General features: G+C 59.0%; 21 protein-coding genes and 1 tRNA gene. 16 read left to right on the top strand and 6 right to left on the bottom strand.

Annotated elements, in window-relative coordinates:
* Window position 1: 1 nt before the first annotated feature.
* Window positions 2–259 (bottom strand): hypothetical protein, encoded by a 258-nt coding sequence (locus GOW31_RS07740; RefSeq protein WP_171119001.1) that lies wholly within the window; start codon window positions 257–259, stop codon window positions 2–4.
* Between the two features lie 157 nt (window positions 260–416).
* On the opposite strand from GOW31_RS07740, the gene GOW31_RS07735 reads away from it, so the two are divergent.
* From GOW31_RS07735 to GOW31_RS07675, 13 genes are all read left to right on the top strand, one after another.
* On the top strand, window positions 417–728 hold the full coding sequence (locus GOW31_RS07735) for an ETC complex I subunit (RefSeq protein WP_171169082.1): 312 nt from the start codon (window positions 417–419) through the stop codon (window positions 726–728).
* Window positions 729–1,205: a GNAT family N-acetyltransferase gene (locus tag GOW31_RS07730; protein WP_171169081.1), complete on the top strand. Its 477-nt coding sequence runs from the start codon at window positions 729–731 to the stop codon at window positions 1,203–1,205. It abuts the gene before it with no gap.
* Between the two features lie 21 nt (window positions 1,206–1,226).
* Window positions 1,227–1,303 (top strand) — tRNA-Arg (locus GOW31_RS07725).
* A gap of 381 nt (window positions 1,304–1,684) precedes the next feature.
* A complete protein-coding gene (iolG, locus tag GOW31_RS07720) occupies window positions 1,685–2,698 on the top strand; it encodes an inositol 2-dehydrogenase (protein ID WP_171169080.1) in 1,014 nt (337 codons plus the stop codon).
* Between the two features lie 124 nt (window positions 2,699–2,822).
* Window positions 2,823–3,743, top strand: coding sequence for a sugar ABC transporter substrate-binding protein (locus GOW31_RS07715; protein WP_170347329.1), 921 nt, complete (start codon window positions 2,823–2,825; stop codon window positions 3,741–3,743).
* A gap of 69 nt (window positions 3,744–3,812) precedes the next feature.
* Window positions 3,813–4,919: an ABC transporter permease gene (locus GOW31_RS07710; RefSeq protein WP_171118992.1), complete on the top strand. Its 1,107-nt coding sequence runs from the start codon at window positions 3,813–3,815 to the stop codon at window positions 4,917–4,919.
* A gap of 1 nt (window position 4,920) precedes the next feature.
* Entirely contained in the window at window positions 4,921–5,742 is an 822-nt protein-coding gene (locus tag GOW31_RS07705; protein WP_152459131.1) for an ATP-binding cassette domain-containing protein, read from the top strand.
* Between the two features lie 152 nt (window positions 5,743–5,894).
* Window positions 5,895–7,727 carry a 3D-(3,5/4)-trihydroxycyclohexane-1,2-dione acylhydrolase (decyclizing) gene (gene iolD, locus GOW31_RS07700; RefSeq protein ID WP_171169079.1) on the top strand — a complete coding sequence of 611 codons (1,833 nt, stop codon included), beginning with the start codon at window positions 5,895–5,897 and terminating at the stop codon, window positions 7,725–7,727.
* On the top strand, window positions 7,724–8,623 hold the full coding sequence (gene iolE, locus GOW31_RS07695; RefSeq protein WP_171169078.1) for a myo-inosose-2 dehydratase: 900 nt from the start codon (window positions 7,724–7,726) through the stop codon (window positions 8,621–8,623). The genes iolD and iolE overlap by 4 nt, the downstream gene beginning before the upstream one ends.
* Before the next feature lie 49 nt (window positions 8,624–8,672).
* The gene (locus GOW31_RS07690) at window positions 8,673–9,854 is read left to right on the top strand and encodes a phytanoyl-CoA dioxygenase family protein (protein ID WP_171169077.1); all 1,182 of its coding nucleotides are present in this window, start codon (window positions 8,673–8,675) and stop codon (window positions 9,852–9,854) included.
* 48 nt (window positions 9,855–9,902) lie between these two features.
* Entirely contained in the window at window positions 9,903–10,709 is an 807-nt protein-coding gene (gene iolB, locus GOW31_RS07685; protein ID WP_171169076.1) for a 5-deoxy-glucuronate isomerase, read from the top strand.
* Window positions 10,706–11,464, top strand: coding sequence for an SDR family NAD(P)-dependent oxidoreductase (locus GOW31_RS07680; protein ID WP_171169075.1), 759 nt, complete (start codon window positions 10,706–10,708; stop codon window positions 11,462–11,464). The genes iolB and GOW31_RS07680 overlap by 4 nt, the downstream gene beginning before the upstream one ends.
* Window positions 11,465–11,554: 90 nt before the next feature.
* A complete protein-coding gene (locus GOW31_RS07675) occupies window positions 11,555–11,971 on the top strand; it encodes a VOC family protein (RefSeq protein WP_171169313.1) in 417 nt (138 codons plus the stop codon).
* A gap of 42 nt (window positions 11,972–12,013) precedes the next feature.
* On the opposite strand, the gene GOW31_RS07670 is transcribed toward GOW31_RS07675, so the two are convergent.
* From GOW31_RS07670 to iolC, 3 genes are read right to left on the bottom strand one after another with little or no spacing between them, the layout of a single operon-like run.
* A complete protein-coding gene (locus tag GOW31_RS07670; RefSeq protein ID WP_171169073.1) occupies window positions 12,014–12,853 on the bottom strand; it encodes a class II fructose-bisphosphate aldolase in 840 nt (279 codons plus the stop codon).
* Complete coding sequence (locus tag GOW31_RS07665; protein ID WP_171118976.1) at window positions 12,850–13,686, bottom strand: 5-deoxy-glucuronate isomerase; 837 nt, start codon at window positions 13,684–13,686, stop codon at window positions 12,850–12,852. Before GOW31_RS07665 ends, GOW31_RS07670 begins: the two co-directional genes overlap by 4 nt.
* 9 nt (window positions 13,687–13,695) lie before the next feature.
* Window positions 13,696–14,664: a 5-dehydro-2-deoxygluconokinase gene (iolC, locus tag GOW31_RS07660; protein ID WP_171169311.1), complete on the bottom strand. Its 969-nt coding sequence runs from the start codon at window positions 14,662–14,664 to the stop codon at window positions 13,696–13,698.
* A gap of 123 nt (window positions 14,665–14,787) precedes the next feature.
* Between iolC and GOW31_RS07655 the strand changes: the two genes are divergently transcribed.
* Entirely contained in the window at window positions 14,788–15,891 is a 1,104-nt protein-coding gene (locus GOW31_RS07655) for a Gfo/Idh/MocA family protein (protein WP_171169071.1), read from the top strand.
* Between the two features lie 37 nt (window positions 15,892–15,928).
* Window positions 15,929–17,062, top strand: coding sequence for a Gfo/Idh/MocA family protein (locus tag GOW31_RS07650; RefSeq protein WP_171118970.1), 1,134 nt, complete (start codon window positions 15,929–15,931; stop codon window positions 17,060–17,062).
* On the opposite strand, the gene GOW31_RS07645 is transcribed toward GOW31_RS07650, so the two are convergent.
* Both GOW31_RS07645 and GOW31_RS07640 read right to left on the bottom strand, forming a co-directional pair.
* Entirely contained in the window at window positions 17,063–18,061 is a 999-nt protein-coding gene (locus GOW31_RS07645; RefSeq protein ID WP_171169069.1) for a LacI family DNA-binding transcriptional regulator, read from the bottom strand.
* A 535-nt stretch (window positions 18,062–18,596) separates the two neighbouring features.
* Window positions 18,597–19,598, bottom strand: coding sequence for an AraC family transcriptional regulator (locus GOW31_RS07640; RefSeq protein WP_171169067.1), 1,002 nt, complete (start codon window positions 19,596–19,598; stop codon window positions 18,597–18,599).
* A 142-nt stretch (window positions 19,599–19,740) separates the two neighbouring features.
* Between GOW31_RS07640 and GOW31_RS07635 the strand changes: the two genes are divergently transcribed.
* On the top strand, window positions 19,741–21,138 hold the full coding sequence (locus GOW31_RS07635) for an amidohydrolase family protein (protein ID WP_171169065.1): 1,398 nt from the start codon (window positions 19,741–19,743) through the stop codon (window positions 21,136–21,138).
* Window positions 21,139–21,141 lie beyond the last annotated feature (3 nt).

The raw sequence follows: 21,141 nt of genomic DNA, 5'->3' as shown, positions 1-21,141 counted from the left end.
ATCAGGCCCTTACATTTGTTCTTATTTTGTCCAACTGCAAGGGCTGATCCGGTACAAATCCCCAAGTTTCAACACTGGGCAGATACGCATCCGGATCGTGATCCGAACCAACCTTGCCGGCCAACGCGGCAAGTTCGCCGTCGAGAGCTTTCGTCACCATCGGTTTGACGGCGATTACGGTATGGGCTTCGGTCGAGGGCATCGCCCGGTTGTTCCCGGGGTTCGCGTCGACGCCCAGAATGCATTCACTATGGATCATCTGCTTATCCTTCGGCTGATTTGTCGAAGATCATAGTTGGCCCAGATGACAGTTTCTGTCATTGGCTTGCTTCGACAATCCGCGACAATTGTTGTCTTGTCCCGGGCTGCACTCTGACGCATAAACAGGTCCAGCCAAGTGAGTACGGAGAGGCGACATGCGCGCACGGATTTACCAGCCTGCAAGGAATGCGATGACTTCAGGGATGGCCAAGACCCGCAAATGGGTTCTGGAATATGCCCCCGCTTCGGCACGTGAGGTTGATCCGCTGATGGGCTGGACATCATCCAAAGACACGCAAACCCAGATACGCCTGAAATTCGACACCAAGAAAGAGGCGATGGATTATGCCAGGGACAATGGTATCGATGCGCAGGTCAGCGAGCCGCACAAGCGCAAACCCAACCTGCGCGCGCGCGGTTACGGAGAAAACTTCGCCACTGACCGCCGTGGGCCCTGGACTCACTGAATGATCGAAATTCGGGAGGCCGACCCCACCTCGGACGTGTTGCGCCCGATTGTGGAAGCTCATTTCGCCCACAGCGAATCGGCCGGCCCTGCGGAAAGCAACCATACGATGAGCGCAGAATCACTGGCCGGACCGGGTATTCGATTCTGTGCGATTTACGACGATCAGCAGGCGTTGGGCTGCGGCGCCTTGAAGCTGTTGCCCGATGGCGCGGCCGAGGTGAAATCGGTGCATATCCTCGCACAGGCACGGGGGCGCGGACTGGCGCGTTTCATGATGGCTCATCTGGCCGATCTGGCGCGCGCAGAAGGCGTCGAAGCTTTGGTTTTGGAAACCGGGGCAGAGCATCTTCCAGAGTATGATGCCGCCCGCAAGCTTTACGAAGCGTTGGGTTATTCCTATTGCGGACCGATCTTTGGGTACAATGACGATCCGAACAGCGCATTCATGCGCTTGGCTCTTGAACCCCGCTCGTAAAAACCGCAAGAAGGGTGCAGCGGTCCCTTAGCTCAACTGGATAGAGCAGCTGACTTCTAATCAGCAGGTTGAGGGTTCGAGTCCTTCAGGGATCGCCATTCTCGAATTTCGATTTCGATGAACACGTCAGGCCGCAATGCGGGCTGTTTCTTCGCGGTTGTTGGGTGAGGTATGAAGGGCTGGACGAGGGGGTCATGCCAGCCCTTCTAAGGGGTCACAGAGTGGTAGTGTGTGTTCCTTAACCAAACATTAACCTGATTCACCATGTTCCGAAATTGGGGGATTCCCGTAGGACGGCCAATGCGCGGATTTCAGCGTGTGAGTTGCAGCTGGCAGATCGGGATCCGGGGTCATAACGCGAATTCTTCAGGATGATTTGGGGCCTGAGCCGTAAAAGCGCCAAGGTTGTGAAAAAAATATTGCAACCGGTTGCAAATAGAATCATTGTTGCGCGCAACAACAAGATTCGGGAGATCTGTATGTTGAACGTCGGATTGTTGGGTGCCGGGCGCATCGGGCGTGTTCATGCGCAGGCGATTGCATCGCATCCGGGCAGCAAACTCATTGCTGTTTCCGATGCCTTGCCCGAGGCCGCGGCCAGCCTTGCCAGCAATCATGCGGCCGAGGCGCGCAGTTCCGAAGAGATCATTGCGGATCCGGAAATCGGCGCGGTTCTGATTGCAACTCCAACAGATACGCATTCTGACCTGATTGAAGCAGCGACAGGTGCAGGAAAAGCCGTTCTGTGTGAAAAGCCCGTTGATTTGGACCTGAAGCGCGCCACGGAATGTCTCAATTCGGTCTCGGAACGCGGCAAGCCGGTCATGATAGGGTTCAATCGGCGATTTGATCCCAATTTTGCGACCTTGAAGGCGGGGTTGGATGCGGGTGAGATTGGCAAGGCAGAGCTCCTGTCGATCACATCTTTTGACCCGGCGCCACCACCGGTCAGCTACGTAAAGGTGTCTGGCGGCTTGTTTCGGGACATGATGATCCATGATTTTGACATGGCGAACTTCCTGATGGGGGACGTTCCCGAAACAATCTCGGCGGTTGGGTCTTCGCTTGTGGATGCTGAAATCGGCGCCGCGGGGGATGTGGATACAGCGGCAGTTACAATGACTTACGCGGATGGCCGCATCGCGGTCATCAAGAATTCGCGGCGCGCGGCCTATGGCTATGACCAGCGGGTCGAACTGCTGGGCTCCCAGGGGTTGCTACAGGCTCAGAACATGCTGGAAAACACTGTCGTCAAGTCAACGGCGGACGGTGTCGTGGGTGCCAAGCCTACCTATTTCTTCCTGGAACGCTACATGCCTGCATACCGCGTGGAATGGGCCGCATTTGTCGACGCTGTTGAAAGTGGATCCGAAGTTCCGGTCACGCTGAAGGACGGTGTTGCAGCGCTGGCGATGGCCGAGGCCGCAACCCTGTCGGCGCGGGCAGGAAAACCGGTTCGGATGGAAGAAATTTTGAAACCGGTTGCAAAATGATCGAAATTCTTCAAACTAACATCAGCTCGGCCCAGCGCCGCAGCCACTGAGATTCGGCACAGCCGGATGATCGGGGCTGGTACCCCGACAGAAGATCAGACTGAACCATTGGGAGGAAATTGAAATGAAGAAATTCGTTAAAGGCGCGCTTGCTGCGGGGGCACTGGCCTTGGCCACACCTGCATTTGCGCAGGAAATCGTCGTCGTGTCGCATGGCCAGGCCAATGACGCATTCTGGAACGTCGTGAAAAACGGTGTTGAGCAAGCCGGAAAGGATGTCGGTGTGAACGTGGAATATCGTGCACCTGAAACCTTTGACATGGTGGCCATGTCGCAGCTGATCGACGCCGCCGTGAACCAGGAGCCTGACGGGCTGATCGTCTCGATCCCGGATGCGGATGCGCTTGGCCCCTCGATCGAACGTGCGGTTGCCGCCGGTATCCCGGTGATCTCGATCAACTCGGGCGCGGAAGTGGCCAAGGAACTGGGCGCTCTGCTGCATGTAGGCCAGGACGAATATGATGCGGGCAAGGCGGCTGGTGAAAAGCTGGCCTCGATGGGTGGAACCAATGCGATCTGTGTCAACCACGAGGTCGGCAACGTGTCACTTGACCTGCGCTGCGAAGGTTTCACCGAGGGGTTTGGCGGTAAAGTAACCGTTCTGCCGACCTCGAACGATCCGTCCGAGATCGAGTCCAAGGTTGCTGCCGCTCTGGCCTCTGACGAAAGCGTCGATACCGTTATGGCGCTGGGCGCAAGCTCGGCCGGCGAGCCTTCGGTTGCTGCGGCCAAAGCCTCGGGGCGGGATTTGAATGTTGCCTCGTTCGACCTGTCGGCCAACTTCCTCCAGTCAATCGTGGATGGTGACGCGGCCTTTGCCATTGACCAGCAGCAGTACCTTCAGGGCTACCTGTCGGTGAACTTCATGGGTCTGCACGCCAAATACGGCCTGATGCCGGGCGGCGACGTGCCTTCGGGTCCGAACCTGATCACTCAGGACAAGGCCGCACAGGTCATCGAACTGTCCGCGCAGGGTATCCGCTGATTTCGGCGCCATCCGACAAACAACAGGATCGGCGCCAACGCGCCGGTCTCACCGAATTGGGAGGAAACCATGAGTGAATCAGCGCCCGTCCTGTCGGACGAAAGGGTCAAGAAAGAACCATTCCTGACCAAACTGATGAAAAGACCCGAGCTGGGCGCCATTGCAGGTGCGGTTCTGGTATTCGTGTTCTTTGCGATTACCGCAGATGAATCGATGTTCACTCTGGCCGGTGTCATGAACTTCATGACCCCCGCGGCACAGTTGGGTATCCTGGCGATCGGTGCGGCACTGCTGATGATCGGTGGAGAGTTCGACCTGTCGATCGGATCGATGGTCGCGTTTTCGGGGCTGTTTTTCGGCGTCTGCGTCGTGACCTGGCAACTGCCGCTGATCTTTGCCATCCCAATGACATTCGTATTTGCGGCCTGTGTCGGTGCGGTCAACGGCAATATCGTGATCCGTTCGGGCCTGCCTTCGTTCATTGTAACGCTGGCGTTTCTGTTCATCCTTCGTGGCCTGTCACTGGTGGGCCTGAAAATGGCGACAGGCGGTTCGACCCAGTTGCGCGGTGTGCGCGACGCGGTCGAAAACGACTGGCTGGCCCCCTTCTTTTCGGGCGAAGCATTCGGCAGCCTGTTCGCATGGCTGGCCGCCAACGGCATGATCGATACATTCAAAAGCGGCGCGCCCAAGGTCCCGGGAATTCCCGTCGAAATCCTGTGGTTCATTGTCATTACACTGGCGGCAACCTACGTGCTGCTGCGTACCCCGGTGGGGAACTGGATTTTCGCCTCGGGTGGAGACAGCACGGCTGCATCCAATTCGGGTGTTCCGGTGAACCGCGTCAAGGTTTCACTGTTCATGCTGACGGCGTGCTGTGCCGCCCTTGTGGCGATCATTACCGTCATGGACGCGGGCTCGACCGATGCGCGGCGGGGGTTCCAGAAGGAATTCGAGGCGATCATTGCCGCGGTGATCGGCGGCTGCCTGCTGACCGGCGGATACGGCTCGGCCATCGGGGCTTTCTTCGGCTCGATCATCTTTGGAATGGTCGTCATCGGACTGACCTATACCGACTTTGATCAGGATTGGTTCCAGGTCTTCCTGGGTGCCATGCTGTTGATTGCCGTTCTGTTCAACAACGCGATCCGCAAGCGCGTAACCGGGGAGCGCTGATATGACCGAAGACACCAAGTTCCACCATGGCGATGCCGTCGATGACCAGGCGCCCATCGTTCAGATGAAAGACATCGAAAAGCACTTTGGCAATATCATCGCACTTGCTGGCGTCAGCTTTGACGTCAAGCCCGGGGAATGCCATTGCCTGCTGGGCGACAACGGCGCGGGTAAGTCCACCTTCATCAAGACCATGTCCGGGGTGCACAAACCCACCAAGGGCGAGATTTTGTTCGAAGGTCAGCCGTTGCATTTCGACACGCCGCGCGATGCAATGGAAGCGGGCATCGCGACCGTGTTTCAGGATCTTGCGATGATCCCACTGATGAGCGTGACGCGCAATTTCTTCATGGGGCGCGAACCCACCAAGGGCAAAGGGTTGCTCAAGCGGTTCGATGTGGATCATGCAAATGAAGTCTGCATGGAAGAGATGCGCAAGATGGGCATCAATCTGCGCGCACCGGATCAGGCGGTTGGGACATTGTCCGGCGGCGAACGTCAGACGGTGGCCATCGCGCGGGCGGTGTATTTCGGCGCCAAGATCCTGATCCTCGACGAACCGACCTCGGCGCTTGGTGTGCGTCAGACGTCGAATGTTCTTGCCACGATCGACCGGGTGCGCAGCCAGGGTGTCGGCGTGGTTTTCATCAGCCACAACGTGCGCCATGCGCTGGCGGTGGGTGATCGTTTTACCGTATTGAACCGCGGCAAAACTCTGGGCACTGCTAAACGCGGTGAAATCACACCCGAAGAGTTGCAGGACCTGATGGCCGGCGGTCAGGAAATGGCCGAGCTTGAGGGATCGCTGGGCGGTACTGTCTAAAGCAAAACACTCGGATGCCCCCAAGGGGGCATCCATCGGGCGGTGGCACCTGACGCCACTCTGATTTCAGGCTCTGGCAAAAGGCCTGACACCTTCGCAAATGAGAAAACCCGCGGACCGCCGATGGCGGATCCGAGTTGAAAGGGATCATGATGAGCAAAACAGTCCGATTGACCGCGGCGCAGGCTCTGGTGCGCTATCTCGGGGCGCAGATGAACGAGGCCGGAGAGCCGTTCATCGCAGGTGTTTGGGCGATCTTCGGCCATGGCAACGTGGCAGGTCTGGGCGAGGCGCTGCATGGGGTGAAAGACAGTCTTCCCACTTATCGCGGTCACAACGAACAGACCATGGCACACAGCGCGATTGCTTATGCCAAGCAGTTGGGTCGGCGGCGCGCCATGGCGGTGACATCGTCGATCGGACCGGGGGCCACCAACATGGTCACGGCCGCTGCTCTGGCCCACGTGAACCGTCTGCCTGTTTTGTTGCTGCCTGGCGATGTATTTGCGACGCGTGGCCCCGATCCGGTTTTGCAGCAACCCGAAGTGTTCTCGGATGGAACCATCAGTGCGAATGATTGTTTCAGACCGGTCAGCCGGTATTTCGACCGCATCACCCGCCCGGAACATCTGCTGACGGCTCTGCCGCGCGCCTTCCGCACGATGACGGACCCGGCGGATTGCGGCCCGGCGACGCTGGCCTTTTGTCAGGATGTGCAGGCCGAAGCATATGACTATCCCGAAAGCTTCTTTGAGGCGCGCGTCTGGTATCAGCGCCGCATTCGCCCGGATGAGGGGGAACTGGCGCGCGCCGTTGCCGCGATCAAGGCCGCCAAGCGTCCCGTTATCGTTGCCGGCGGAGGTGTGCATTATTCGGACGCAACCGCCACGTTGCAGCGTTTTGCCGAGGCACACAATGTCCCCGTGGCCGAGACACAGGCCGGCAAGTCCGCATTGGCCTGGGATCATCCGCTCAACCTTGGTCCTGTTGGTGTGACCGGGGGCGAACCTGCCAACGACATTTGCGCAAAGGCGGATCTTGTGCTGGGCGTCGGCACCCGGTTTCAGGACTTCACCACCGGGTCATGGGGTTTGTTCGCGAACCCCGAGCGTGAGTTGATCAGCTTGAACACCGCCGCCTATGACGCCGAGAAGCACGGAGCGATGCCGTTACAGGCCGACGCTCGGGTTGGTCTGGATGAGCTCAGCGAAGCGCTGGGCGGCCATCGCGCGCCGGATCTGCCTGCGGCATTGAAATCTGATTGGTTCGGCAAAGTTGATGCGCTGACGGATGCCCCTGCGGACAGCAATGCACTGCCCACGGATATGCAGGTGATCGGCGCCGTGCAGCGGGCCGCCAATGAAAACACTGTTGCGATGTGCGCGGCTGGAACGATGCCGGGTGAGCTGCACAAACTTTGGAAGGCACCACTCCCCGGAGCCTATCACATGGAATATGGTTTCAGCTGCATGGGGTATGAGATCGCCGGTGCCATGGGCATCAAGATGGCCCAGCCCGACCGCGACGTGATCTGCTTTACCGGTGATGGCACTTATATGATGGCCAACTCGGAAATGGCGACGGCGGCGATGATGGGGATTTCGTTCACCGTTGTCGTCACGGACAACCGCGGGTTTGGGTGCATCAACCGTCTGCAAATGGGGACAGGCGGGGCCGAGTTCAACAACCTTCTCGACCACACTGTGCATGAGACAAAATCAGCCATCGATTTCGCAGCCCATGCGGCGGCGATGGGGGCGACTTCGGTCAAGGTCAGTTCGATTGCCGAACTTGAAGACGCGCTGGCCAAACGCGATGAGGTCAAAGGCCCCTATGTCGTGGTGATCGACACCGATCCCTACCCATCGACCGAATATGGCGGAACCTGGTGGGAAGTGGCGGTGCCCGAGGTCAGCACCCGCCCCGAAGTGAATGAAAAGCGCGCGGCCTATGAAGCCGCCATCAAGGAAAGAAACACGAAATGAGCGTGAAGATCGGCATCTCTCCGATTGCCTGGCAGAATGACGATCTGCCGGACCTGACCGCAGCTTACACGATGGAGCAGGCGCTGAAAGAAGCGCGCGAGATCGGTTATACAGGTGTCGAACGGGGCCAGAGGATGCCCGCCGACACCGAAGGGTTGCGGGCCTATCTGGACGCAAATGACATCGCGCTCTGTGGGGGGTGGTGCTCGGGCAGCACGCTGGTCAACGACCTGCACGCCGAGATCGCCGTGGTGCGTGAACAGGTCGAACAATTCGTTGTGCTGAACAGCCCGTGCATCGTCTATGCCGAATGTTCCAATACCGTCCAGGGACAGATCGGAACGCCTGTCAATGATCGCCCCAAACTGTCGCGGGACGAGGTTCTGGCCTATGCGGGCAAGCTGACCGAACTTGCCAAGTGGATGGCAGATCAAGGCATGCCCATGGCCTATCACCATCACATGGGCACGATCATCGAAAGCGAAGATGAGGTGAACTGGCTGATGGAGGGGTCAGGCCCCGAATTGAGCCTGTGTTTCGATACGGGCCATCTGCTGTTTGGTGGCGGCGATGTGATGGCCACGCTGAACCGTTGGGGCGACCGGGTGCATCACGTGCATTTCAAGGATATCCGCCCCGAAATCGTACAGGACACGCGTGAGAACGATCGCAGTTTTCTGGATGCGGTGATTGCGGGCGCGTTCACAGTGCCGGGTGGCGGTTGCATCGACTTTCAGGCCGTGGCCGATGCACTGAAAGCAATGGATTACAACGGCTGGATCGTGGTCGAGGCAGAGCAGGACCCGGTTAAGGCGCCGCCCTATGAGTACTCCAAGAAGGGCTTTGACCACATTGTCGAAGTCTGCGGTCAGGCAGGATTGGAGATCAAAGCGTAACAACCCGCCCTTCGGGGCAACACCGAAGCCATGAAAGAGGAGAAAGATCATGGTGAATCAAGAACTCGGTTTCGTCGGCTATTTCGACCGGGAATCCTGTGATCTGGATGAATTCAAGGTGTTGACCTCTCAGACTCTTTCCGCCGAGACGGTGCCTTTTGCTGCCTCGGTCGAAAAGAACGTGCCCGTCTATGATATGCAGGCACTGAGCCCCGGTTTGGAACGGCCTGATACGCGCAGGGCCTTGCTGGCGGAATGGGGCCGGGTGCTGGGCAAATCCGCCGGTGTGATCGCCCTGAAAGGGGCGTATCCCGACACGTCGATCATTGATCGGGCGACGGATGTGTTTCGTGAAATCATCGAAGAAGAACGCCAGGGTGGCGCCGGTGAAGGCGATCACTTTGCCGCCTCGGGCGCGAATGACCGGGTGTGGAACGCGCTGCAAAAGCAATGCCTGCGCGACCCCGAGGGCTTTGCGCTCTATTTCGGGAACACGGCGGTTGCGGCAGCGTGTGAAGCGTGGTTGGGACCAAACTATCAGGTTACCGCGCAAATCAATCAGGTGCGCCCCGGTGGCAAGGCGCAACAGGCGCATCGGGATTATCACCTTGGGTTTCAAAGCGCCGAAAGCGCGGCCAGGTATCCCGCACAGGCTCATCTGGTGACGGCCTCGCTGACCCTGCAAGGGGCGGTTGCGCATTGTGACATGCCGGTGGAAAGCGGGCCGACCAAGTTGTTGCCGTTCTCGCAGCTCTACCCGCCGGGCTATCTGGCGTTCCACGATGAAGCACACCGGGCGCATTTCGAAGACAGCTGTATCCAGTTGCCATTGGAAAAGGGGGACGCGGTGTTCTTCAATCCGGCGCTGTTCCATGCGGCGGGCGCGAACAGTAGCGCCGACATCAATCGCATGGCAAACCTGCTGCAAATCTCATCCGCCTTCGGGCGCGCGATGGAGTCGGTGGATCGGCGGGCGATGTCCGAGGCGGTATTCCCATCTTTGATTGCTCTGAAACAACGGGGGGATCTGACGGTAGCAGAACTGGACGCAGTCATAGCGGCCGCGGCAGAGGGCTATCCCTTCCCGACCAATCTGGACACGGACCCCCCGGTCGGGGGCAATGCGCCGGAAAGCCAGGCAGATATTCTGCGTCGCGCGGTTGCGGAAGGATGGACCGAGGCGCGGCTGGCCCAGTCCCTATCGGCCCGGAACCAAAGGCAAGCTGCCTGAATTCAACACAGGCGGGCACTCGGGGGCCGCCCAAGAAGGAGAACAAGAATGGCAGACCTGCTGAAGAAACCGGTCGGAACCTGCGGCAAGGTACATGACATCACTCCGTCAAGCGCTGGATGGAAATACGTGGGCTTTGGGCTTTATCATCTAAAGGCCGGGGATCGCGCAAACGAAGTGACCGCGGATCGTGAAGTCATTCTGGTGATGGTCGAAGGCAAGGCGCGGATCACCGGGGCCAGGCAGGATTGGGGCGTTCTGGGTGACCGGATGAGTGTATTCGAAAAAACACCGCCGCATTGCCTGTATCTGCCCAACGGAACCGAGTGGGAGGCCGTGGCGGAAACCGACTGCGTTGTGGCCATCTGTTCGGCGCCGGGTAAGGGCGGTCATACGGCGCGTCGGATTGGACCTGATGGCATAACCCTGACCGAACGCGGCAAAGGGGTAAATACGCGATACATCAACAATATCGCCATGGAGAATGAGGACTACGCAGACAGCCTGCTGGTGACCGAGGTGTTCACGCCGAACGGCCACTGGTCCTCCTATCCCAGCCACCGCCACGACGAGGATGACTATCCCCGCATCACCTATCTGGAAGAGACCTACTACCACCGCCTGAACCCGTCGAACGGGTTTGGGATCCAGCGGGTTTACACCGATGACGGCCAGTTGGATGAGACGATGGCGGTATCCGATGGCGACGTTGTCACTGTCCCGCGTGGCCATCACCCTTGCGGTGCGCCCTATGGGTTCGAGATGTACTATCTGAACGTTATGGCCGGACCGCTGCGGAAATGGCGGTTCGTGCCGGCCCCCGAGGTCGAATGGATCATGGAGCGTGACGGATGAGCCATACTTTCGCCAATTACCCAAGCCTTGCAGGTAAGACGGTTTTCATCACCGGAGGCGCCGGCGGAATTGGCGCGGAAACCGTTCGGGCTTTTGCCGAACAGGGGGCAAAGGTTGGGTTTTTGGACCTCAACGCCGATGCCGGGTTTGCTTTGCTTTCCGAGCTGGACGGAGAGCATGCATTCGCCCAATGCGATCTGCGCAACATTGACGAGATGAACGCCGCAATAGGGCAATTGGTGGAAGAGCTGGGCGACGCGGATGTGCTGGTAAACAACGCGGCCCGGGATGACCGGCACGACTGGCGTGACGTCACGCCCGACTATTGGGATGAGCGCATGGCGACCAATATCCGCCACATGTTCTTTGCCATTCAGTCGGCGGCACCCGGAATGATCGCCAAGGGTGCAGGTTCGATCATCAATATCGGGTCGAATTCGTGGTGGGAGGCCGGGGCGGGTTTCCCTGCCTATGCCACCGCCAAATCCGCTGTGCATGGACTGACCCGCACCATGGCGCGCGAGCTGGGCGATCATCGTATCCGCGTCAACACGGTCGTGCCCGGCTGGATCATGACCCAGCGCCAGAAAGACCTGTGGGTCACGCCCGAGGCGCTGGCCAAACAGATCGACCGCCAATGCCTGCCCGACCCGATCGACCCGGTCTATGTGGCGCGGATGGTGCTGTTTCTGGCCTCGGATGACGCGGCCATGTGCAGCGCGGGGAATTTCATGGTCGAGGGCGGCTCGATCTGACGGCCATTGGGTCTTCCCCGTCCGGAATCGACCTGCGCCGATGCGCTGGTGCCGGTTGACGGATCGACACCCGGCAAGGGAAGATGCGGCATGATTGCCTATGTCACGGTCGGCGCGGACGACATCGCGCGCGCAAAACGGTTCTATTGCGCCTTTCTGCCGGATCTCGGCTATGCGCTGGAGGAAGGCCCAGAAGGGCTGAGTTTCGCCCTGCCGGTGCCGCCGGACCAGCGGCCGGTTCTGCCGGAATTCTATGTCAAACCGCCTTTTGACGGGGCCGCAGCCTCGGCCGGGAATGGTGCGATGGTCGCGTTCGAGGCGCGCAATCAGCAGCAGGTGCGCGACCTGCACGCCGCCGCGCTGCGGGCCGGCGGGTCGGACGAGGGCCAGCCGGGCTTTCGCGCCATGTACGGGCCGCGTTTCTATATCGGCTATCTGCGGGACCCACAGGGCAACAAGATCGCCCTGTTTTCCAGCAATCCCAATGATCCGGGGCGCGACGACTAGGACCCGCCAGCGCATTTTTTAGAACGGCCCAGGCCGGGACGGTCACCGCTGCGGTGGCGCACCAAAGGCGCGGATCACGGTGCGGGCGGCAGCCATGACCGGATCGTGGGTTTCCTTCAGGATCGTCACCCGGTCGAACCGGTCGGGGTCACGGTTCACGGCCTCGCGCAGCGCGGCGCCGAAGGCCATGCGCAGCTCGGTCCCGATGTTGAATTTGCAGATCGTGGTTTCACGCGCCAGCCGCGCGCGCTGTTCGACCGGCACACCCGATCCGCCATGGATGACCAGTGGAACCTCGGTCATGGAGTCGATCTGGCGTATGCGGTCCTCGTCCAGACCACCTTCCTTGTTCTGCTGAAGGTGGACGTTTCCGACCGAGATCGCCATCGCGTCCACGCCGCTGTCGCGGGCAAACTTCGCGGCTTCCTCGGGATCCGTGCCGTTTGAGCCTTCACCGCCGGAATACCCGACGAAGCCGATCTCGCCCTCGCACGAGATCCCAGCGGCATGGGCCATTTCGGCAATCGCGGCGGTTTCATCGATGTTCTGCTGCAAGGGCTTGCGCGACCCGTCGAACATCAGCGAGGTGAACCCGCTGTCCAGCGCGATCTTGCACTCTTCGAAGGTATAGCCGTGATCCAGATGCGCCACCACGGGCACCGAGGCGTTTTCGGCCAGATACCGGAACATCTTGCCCAGGATCGGCAGCGGGGTGTGCTCGCGGCAGCTGGGTCCGGCTTGCAGGATCACCGGGGCGTTCTCTGCCTCGGCGGCGGCGACATAGGCGCGCATGTCCTCCCAGCCCAGCGTCACCAGGCCGCCGACGGCATAGCCCTGTTCATAGGCCGGTTGCAGGACGTCTTTGAGCGTAGCGAGGGTCATTTGAATTTGGCGATCATGTCTTTGATGCCCGGGATCGTTTCGATCTGATAGGCATGGGTGGGTTGGAAATACTGCACCAGCGACCGCTGGGTCAGCCCGCCGAGGATGGTGAAGTAATACATCTCGTATCCCGGCAGCACGCAGCAGGGGTGATAGCCCTTGTCGATGCAGATCGTGGAGCCATCGACGATGTGATAGGCATCGCCCGGTTCGTTGTCCTCGCGCTGCAGCATCTGCAGGCCCGAGCCCCAGTTGGGTTTGAAGCGGAAATTGTAGGTTTCGTCATGCCGGGTCTCGTCCGGCAGGCGGTTGGTGTCGTGCTTGTGGCTGGGAAAGCCCGACCAGCCGCCCTGACCCACGGTGAACAACTCGCTGACCAGCAGGCGGCCGACCTTGTCATGCTGTTTCTGGCCCAGGATATGCTTGATCTTGCGATGGGTCTTGGTGTCGTCGCTGCCATATTGCACCAGGTCATGCTCGCGCACGTCGAACGGATCCAGCACCTTGTCATACTTTGCGCCTGCCACGAACACCTCGGCCGTCTCTGAAACGCAGACCATCTGCGCCCGTGCCCCCGACGGGACATAGGCGCCTTCGGGTTCGCCATCCCAGACATCTTCGCCCCGGTTGCCCAGATGGGCAAAGCGCACGCCTTCGACGTCCACGTCGACGCTGCCGGTGGCGGGCACGATGCAGGTCTCGTAACCCGGGACCTTGTATTCGAAGGCCTCGCCCTTTTTCAGTTTGACGATGTTGAAATAGTTCAGCGGAACCGTTGGATCATCGGCGTCTACGATGGGTTTGTTCTGATTGTCATAGGGCGCGATATGCATGGTACTCTCCTATGTGGTCGGGCCGGGATGCGAAGCGAGAAACGCGTCCAGTTCTGGTGTCGTTGGCATGGCGGGTGCGCAACCGGGATGCGACACCACGATCGACGCGCAGGCCGAACCGCGCATGACGGCGTCTTTCAGATCGTGCCCCGCCGCGATCGAGGCCAGCAGCCCGGCCATGAAACTGTCGCCGGCCCCGTTGGGTTTGACAGCCGTAACCGGGTAAATACCGGTTCGCAGCTCCTGCCCGTCCACAAAGGTGACAGCACCTTTTTCGCCCATCTTGTAGATGACGATCCGACCCGGCTTTTTGGCAAGTTCCTGCGCTTTGGCAAAACCCTTTTCGATGCCGCCGGCCATGAATCCGAACTCTTCGTCGTTGCCGACGATCAGGTTGCTGGCTTCGCCAGCCCGCGACAGAACTTCGGCAGCCACCTCGGCCGAGGGCCAGCTGTATGGGCGGTAATCGATGTCGAAGATGATCGGCAGGCCTGCGCTTCGGGCGTTCTCGAAGGCCCGGAATGTGGCGCTGCGCGACGGTTCGGACGCAAAGACCGTTCCAGCCGAGATGATTGCCGAAAAAGATGAATAATCGACCCTGTCCATATCCTCTTTGGTGACTTGGAAATCAACGGCCCCGTTGCGATAGATCACATTCTGAAAGTCGTCGATCCGGCTTTCGTACACGGCCAGAGACATGCGGTATTCGCCGCCCAGAACGCGGATATAGGATGTGTCCACACCGTAATGCCGCAACCGGTTCAGACAGAACCGCCCAATCGCATCGTCCGAGACGGACGTAATCAGCGACGCCTCGCTGCCCAACTTGACCAGCCCGGCACAAATATTGGCAGAAGAACCACCAAGGTCGGCATGAAACGTGCTGGCATCCTCGCTTTTGACGCCAATTGGGTCAGCGTACAGGTCCATGCCTGCGCGACCCAGAACGGCGAAGCGGTTTCCTTTGATACCATCCATCAAAGCGCTCAAGTTTTGTCCTCCGGCAGAATGGGTCGGCAAAGTTTGGACCTTGCGTTGAATCGATTCACACGATACTGATTTTGCAACCGGTTGCAAATGATATGTTCGGAGCCGTTGCAGATGCCTGAAATCGGAATTGGAATCGTCGGCGGCGGCTATATGGGCAAGGCCCATTCCGTGGCTATGTCAGCGGTCGGTGCGGTGTTCAACACGGCATTGCGACCCCGGCTCGAGGTCATTTGTGCGTCCAGCCCTGAAAGCGCCGAACGTTACAGGACAGCCTATGGGTTTGACAAAGCGACCGATGATTGGCGGGTATTGGTTGAGGATCCCAGGGTCGAGGCAATTGTCATCGCCTCTCCTCAATCGACACATCGCCAGATTGCCGAAGCAGCGTTTGAATTGGGTAAACCGGTCTTGTGTGAAAAACCACTGGGCGCATCCCTTGACGACAGTCTGGCCATGGTTGCTGCTGCCGAAGTTTCTGGCGCGGTCAACATGGTGGGGTTCAACTATGTTCGCACACCTGCGACGCAATACGCCCGCCAGCTTATTGCCAATGGTGAAATCGGGGATATCACCTGGTTCCGGGGGGAGCACACCGAGGATTTCTATGCCGACCCGCACGCTCCTGCCTCCTGGCGTACGACGGGCATGGCCAATGGCACCATCGGAGATCTGGCACCGCATATGGTCAACGGTGCATTGGCGCTGGTTGGTCCGATCGCACAGGTGATGGCGGATGTTGAAACGGTTCACAAAACCCGACCGGGTGGTGAGGTGACAAATGACGACCATGCCCAGATGATGTGCCGTTTTGAAAATGGCGTTATGGGCAACCTGTATTTCAGCCGCGTCGCGACGGGGCGAAAAATGGGCTATGCTTATGAAATATCGGGAACAAAGGGCGCCATCCGGTTCGATCAGGAGGACCAGAACGCGCTTTGGCTGTATAAGCGGGTAGGGCCCGAAGCGTCCCGTGGGTTCACAAAAATTCTGACCGGCCCGGCGCATCCGGATTACGAGCCCTTCTGCCAGGGTCCGGGCCACGGAACAGGCTATCAGGACCAGATCGTTATCGAGGCCAAAGATTTTCTTCAGGCCATCCACACCGGAAAAGCCGCTTGGCCGACCTTTCGCGACGGGCATGAGGTCAACCGGGTGCTTGCTGCCGCCTTGGCATCGTCAGAGCAGCGGCAGTGGAAAGACATCCGCGATTTCTGATCGCTCAAACAAAAAAGTTATATGAGAGACGATGACCATGGCTAAGTTGAGATGGGGCATGATCGGTGGTGGTGAAGGCAGCCAGATTGGCCCCGCGCACCGCTTGGGGGCACAGGCTGACGGGCTGTTTGAATTTGCTGCTGGCGCGCTGGATCACCGGCCCGAAGCGGGCCGGGAATACGCGCAGCGATTGGGCGTTGCCGCCGATCGTGCCTATGGCGACTGGCAAGAAATGCTGGCGGGTGAGAAGGACCGTAAAGACCGGATCGATCTGGTGACAATCGCCACGCCGAATTCGACACATTTCGAGATCGCCAAGGCCTATCTTGAGGCGGGCTTCAATGTCTTGTGTGAAAAACCAATGACCATGACTGTGGAAGAGGGTGAGGAAATTGTCCGCGTCGCCGAAGCATCGGGAAAGATCTGCGCGGTGAACTACTGCTATTCCGCCTATCCGATGGTGCGGCAGGCCCGCGCTATGGTGCGCTCGGGCGAGATCGGACGGGTGCGTCTTGTGGTGACCAATTTCAGCCACGGCCATCATGGGGATGCCACCGATGCGGACAATCCGCGCGTGCGCTGGCGCTATGACCCTGCGATGGCAGGGGTTTCCGGGCAGTTCGCCGATTGCGGTATCCACGCCCTGCATATGGCCAGTTTTATCTGTGATGACGAGGTGAAGACGCTTTCGGCTGATTTGGCCTCAACGATCGCAAGCCGGGAACTGGAAGACGATGCAATGATCAACTTCCGTATGGAAGGCGGCACGGTCGGGCGTCTTTGGACATCTTCTGTGGCGATCGGGCGCCAGCATGGCTTTGACATACAGGTCTTTGGCGAAACCGGTGGGTTGCGCTGGGCGTCAGAGCAACCCAACCAGTTGATCTACACCCCGGTAGGAGGGCGCACCCAGATCATCGAAAAGGGCGAGGGGGGGCTGCATGATGAAGTGCAACGCCTGTCTCGGGTCGCCATCGCGCACCCCGAAGGCTTCCCGCTGGCCGTTGCCAATATCTATTGCGATCTGGCGGATGCGATCCGCGGTGAAAGCCGGGATGGCCTGCCCAACGCAGCGGATGGCGTGCGATCGATCGCAGCGGTGCACGCGGCTGTTGCGTCGGGCAAAGCAGATGGTGCCTGGCAGGAGGCCCGCCCGCCGATGTTCCGCTGATCAGGGGCGGGGCCGCAACGTGCCCCGCTCGACCACCCGGCAGGGGAAGATCCGCGCTTCGGGGTAGCGGTCGGGCGTTTTCAGCATCTCTTCGACCAGATCGACGGACGAGGTGATGATCTGCTTGATCGGCTGATGGATGGTGGTCAGTTTGATGTATTCCCAGCGCGACATTTCCATGTCGTTCAGGCCGATGATCCCGATATCGGTGCCCGGTTTCAGCCCGTGATCAGCCAGCGCCGACAACGCCCCGATCGACAGGATGTCGTCGCCGCAGAAATAGGCCTGCGCCGGGTCACCGGCCAGCAGGCGCAGCATCTCGGCCCGGCCGGCCTCGAAGGAATAAGCCCCGGCGAAGGAGTGGTTGACCGGAATCTGCGCATGGTTGGCCATTTCTTCGATAAAGCCCCGCTGTCGGTCCAGGGACGAGGTCGCATCCTGCGGCCCGCCCAGATAGCCCACGCTGGCATAACCCCGCGCGACCAGCTCGCGCGCGGCCATGCGCCCACATTCCACATTGTCGATCCCGACCACATGCACCTCGGGCGAGGTGGCAGACCGGCCGAACGTGTGCACCACCGGTACGCCCGCATCGTGGAACGCTTTGGCAAAGCTGGGCGGCAAGGTCGACGAGGCGACGATCACCGCATCCACTGAGTATTGCCGCAGCATGCGTACGGAATTGGCGGGCTCGGTCTCGTCCGTCAGGTTCACGATCAGCGGGCGCAGGCCGCGTTCCTGTAAGGCGCGTGTAAACTGGTCGAAGACTTCCAGAAAGATCGGGTTGTGAAAGTTGTTCGAAATCAACCCGATCAGCTTGGTGCGCCCGGTCGTCAGCGACGAAGCCAGAGCATTGGGGCTGTAGCCCAGCTCACGGGCGGCCTTTTCAACCTTGCTGCGCGTTTTTGCGGAAACCGAGGCACCTTCGGTAAAGGTGCGCGAAACGGCGGACCGTGAAACGCCAGCCAAGGCGGCCACGTCTTTCAGGGTCACACTCACGCTGCGGGACTCCGATAACAGCGAGGCAGGAAAACAGGTAAGTTTGGCATTGCCCCAGCATTATGCATCATCGACCTGAACTTGCAACCGGTTGCAACACCGCCACGACGATTCAACCGTATTTGAGCGTCGAAATTCAGAAGGTAAAAAGGTGGGTGAAGAGACACTCGAACTCCTGACATCTTCAGCGTAACCGAAGCGCATTTTCCAATCCGCAGATGTACCCAAGCGCCGTCTTGCACTGCCGCCAAGGGCACAGGTTCCCAGAGACGCCCGGTGCCGTCAGCGATTCGAAGTTGCACAAACCGCGGAACGGTTCAAGGGCATATCCTTTCCTGCCGCTTTCAAGATCACATCCGATCGAGCCGCAACAGGCATGCGTGACGGCGCATGCGTTGCCAAAAGGGCCATCGGGCAATTGCTTTTTCAACCTTTGGTATTGATCCATGAACGTGGCGCAAATCATGGCCATCCCTTGGTGGACATACATGAGAGAGGCAGTGGAACGCCAACCCGCCCATTCGCAGCGCGGTTGCTATCCAAGGCGGAATTTTGTTGGCGTCACACCGGTCTGGCTTCGAAAAAACCGAGTAAAGTGGGACTTGTCGGAATAGCCAAGCATGAGGCCGATCTCGGCAACTGTCATTTTGCTTTCTCTGAGGTGCTCCTTGGCGACATCGACCCGCAGACGCCTTACCTCTCGGGGAAGTGTTGTCTGATGTTTCAGAAGTGCTTTCAGGAACCGCTCGGGCTGGATACCCAGCAATCCGGCCACAACCTCCGGCCCCAGCTCTGACTCATCCAGTTTTCCACGCAAGACAGACCGCAAAGCGGCCACTACGGTGACGTCTTCATTGTGTCGAATCGTGGCTGGCGGCGCTTCGGACTCCTCTGCCGCATGGTGTAGAAACAACCATTCCACAGGAAAACTGATCTGCATTCCGGGGTTGGTTCCAAGGCCAACTTCGATACCTTTGTAACCGCGAGGCAAGCCAAGGACATATCTGCTTTCCCATCGCACCCGGGACGGATCCCACGCGTTTCCGACCACGCTTTGCAACAGGCGCACATAGATGGCAGCTCCAAACCCGGTAACCTGAACGGGCGGAACGGTTGGTTCTTGTTGCCGCGCGATCCGATAGATCGCTTTGTCTGCTTCCACGACAAGACTGTGCCGGACGGCGTTGGACTCTTGTGGAACAAGCCTTACGAACCGGGCAAAAAACTCGAACAGAGTGTTCGAGGATTGCAGTGACCGGGCGAATGGCGGCCATCCTTGCAGGTCAAATGTCTCTCCTACATTCAGGCCAAGGTATCGATCCCCTGACAACTCTGAGAAGGCATTCAACAGACCATAGACCAGTTCCGAGTGGACATAGACAGATGGGTCGGACAGCAGGTCGGCCTTCAAGCCGACCTGATCCAAGGCCGGTTGCGGATTGATCCTGCGGTCGGTGAGATATTGCAGAAACGGGGCGGCCAGCGCGAGGCGGATAAAGCCTTCGCTATGCGCTTCAGAAGTGGAGCTGAGTGGCACGTCCGTCACCCTTTTTTAAACCAATGGTTTCGTTCAGTGGCCTTTTTTGCGGTCACATTCGCACATGTTAGTCCAAAAGTGGCAACCCGCCCAAGAGTTTTTGGGCTACACTTGGCAAAACGTGAATATGAAGGGAGACCCTATGACCAATATGCGAATGTCCCTTTGCCCGGCGGTCATTGTCGCGGCAAGTGTTGGTTTTTCGGCGGCTGCGCTGGCTCAGGATCAAGAAGAACCCCAAACGCTGTTTACCAATGTGCACGTCTTTGATGGCGTTAACGAAGCCCGCATCGAGAACGCAAGCGTGCTCGTCGAAGGCAACCTCATCAAAACGGTTTCAACCGAGGCGATCGATGCGCCGAACGCAACGATGATCGACGGCGGTGGACGTACACTTACGCCGGGCTTCATCGAGAACCACGCGCACCTGATGCTGATGGGTCCGAGCCTCGGCGCCATGGAAGCCAATACGACATGGGAAGATTTCGCCATTCACGGTGCCTTGATGGCGGAAATGTATCTCATGCAGGGCTTCACCACGGTCAGGGATGCAGGTGGGGCCAATGGCGGTTTGCGCCGCGCAATCGACGCTGGCCAGATCGTCGGACCGCGCCACTATGCTTCGGGGGCGTTCATCGGTACGCGGGGCGGTCACGCCGATTTCGGAAACTTTACAGCCCCGCCGGGGAGCGATACGAACTTCAGCCGTCTGAACATGGCGCAGGAAGTCAGCGGCGTAGACGACATTTACCTGTATGGCCGCAACAACTTCCGGATGGGTGCCACGCAACTTAAGTTTATGCAGTCGGGCGGTGTGGTGTCGGCCTTTGACCCCTGGCAACTGCTCGCGGGGTCAAAAGATGAGATCGAAGCCGCCGTGCAGGTCGCCAACGAATATGGCTCTTATGTCATGGCGCATTCCTATCGTAAGGAAGCCATCATGAACGCACTCAACGCAGGAGTGATGTCGATCGAGCATGGCTTTTCGTTCGATTGTGAGATCGCTGAAAAAATGAATGAAATGGGGGCGTACATCACCACGAACCTCACCGCTTTCGATCCCGGATTGCTCGATATTCCTTCTGTCAAGAACCAACCTACGAGCCTTGCAAAGGCAATCTCCGCTTCGGCGACTTTCGCGAACTACATCCCGAACATGAAGGAGTGCCCGGTCAAGCGCGGTTTCCAGACGGACTGCGTCGGCTCGGTCGAGGCCTGCAACATCCAGATCGCCTATGAAAAGCATCTCAACAACGAGTTCTTCGGCCCCTACCAGTCGATGGTCACATTGACCTCGATCGGTGGCGAGATCGCAGCACTTTCCGGCGATTTCATGAACCCGTATACGGCCGGGAAACTGGGTGTGATCGAGGAAGGGGCCTATGCTGACATCCTGCTGATCGACGGAAACCCACTTGAAGACTTTTCCGTCGTTGGAACCGGGGATCAATGGTTTGGCGCCGACCCGAGGCCGGAAAGCCCGGAAACGATCCGACTGATTATGAAAGACGGTGTGATATACAAGAACACACTGGACTGACCC

The sequence above is a fragment of the Ruegeria sp. HKCCA0370 genome, assembly GCF_013033705.1.
Taxonomy (GTDB): domain Bacteria; phylum Pseudomonadota; class Alphaproteobacteria; order Rhodobacterales; family Rhodobacteraceae; genus Ruegeria.
The sequence above is the reverse complement of the archived record's forward strand: the minus strand, read 5'-3'. Positions and strand labels throughout refer to the sequence as shown.

Coding starts and splice junctions, on each gene's coding strand:
- GOW31_RS07740 (WP_171119001.1), bottom strand. CDS start 259: ATGATCCATAGTGAATGCATTCTGGGCGTCGACGCGAACCCCGGGAAC.
- GOW31_RS07735 (WP_171169082.1), top strand. CDS start 417: ATGCGCGCACGGATTTACCAGCCTGCAAGGAATGCGATGACTTCAGGG.
- GOW31_RS07730 (WP_171169081.1), top strand. CDS start 729: ATGATCGAAATTCGGGAGGCCGACCCCACCTCGGACGTGTTGCGCCCG.
- iolG (WP_171169080.1), top strand. CDS start 1,685: ATGTTGAACGTCGGATTGTTGGGTGCCGGGCGCATCGGGCGTGTTCAT.
- GOW31_RS07715 (WP_170347329.1), top strand. CDS start 2,823: ATGAAGAAATTCGTTAAAGGCGCGCTTGCTGCGGGGGCACTGGCCTTG.
- GOW31_RS07710 (WP_171118992.1), top strand. CDS start 3,813: ATGAGTGAATCAGCGCCCGTCCTGTCGGACGAAAGGGTCAAGAAAGAA.
- GOW31_RS07705 (WP_152459131.1), top strand. CDS start 4,921: ATGACCGAAGACACCAAGTTCCACCATGGCGATGCCGTCGATGACCAG.
- iolD (WP_171169079.1), top strand. CDS start 5,895: ATGAGCAAAACAGTCCGATTGACCGCGGCGCAGGCTCTGGTGCGCTAT.
- iolE (WP_171169078.1), top strand. CDS start 7,724: ATGAGCGTGAAGATCGGCATCTCTCCGATTGCCTGGCAGAATGACGAT.
- GOW31_RS07690 (WP_171169077.1), top strand. CDS start 8,673: ATGGTGAATCAAGAACTCGGTTTCGTCGGCTATTTCGACCGGGAATCC.
- iolB (WP_171169076.1), top strand. CDS start 9,903: ATGGCAGACCTGCTGAAGAAACCGGTCGGAACCTGCGGCAAGGTACAT.
- GOW31_RS07680 (WP_171169075.1), top strand. CDS start 10,706: ATGAGCCATACTTTCGCCAATTACCCAAGCCTTGCAGGTAAGACGGTT.
- GOW31_RS07675 (WP_171169313.1), top strand. CDS start 11,555: ATGATTGCCTATGTCACGGTCGGCGCGGACGACATCGCGCGCGCAAAA.
- GOW31_RS07670 (WP_171169073.1), bottom strand. CDS start 12,853: ATGACCCTCGCTACGCTCAAAGACGTCCTGCAACCGGCCTATGAACAG.
- GOW31_RS07665 (WP_171118976.1), bottom strand. CDS start 13,686: ATGCATATCGCGCCCTATGACAATCAGAACAAACCCATCGTAGACGCC.
- iolC (WP_171169311.1), bottom strand. CDS start 14,664: ATGGATGGTATCAAAGGAAACCGCTTCGCCGTTCTGGGTCGCGCAGGC.
- GOW31_RS07655 (WP_171169071.1), top strand. CDS start 14,788: ATGCCTGAAATCGGAATTGGAATCGTCGGCGGCGGCTATATGGGCAAG.
- GOW31_RS07650 (WP_171118970.1), top strand. CDS start 15,929: ATGGCTAAGTTGAGATGGGGCATGATCGGTGGTGGTGAAGGCAGCCAG.
- GOW31_RS07635 (WP_171169065.1), top strand. CDS start 19,741: ATGACCAATATGCGAATGTCCCTTTGCCCGGCGGTCATTGTCGCGGCA.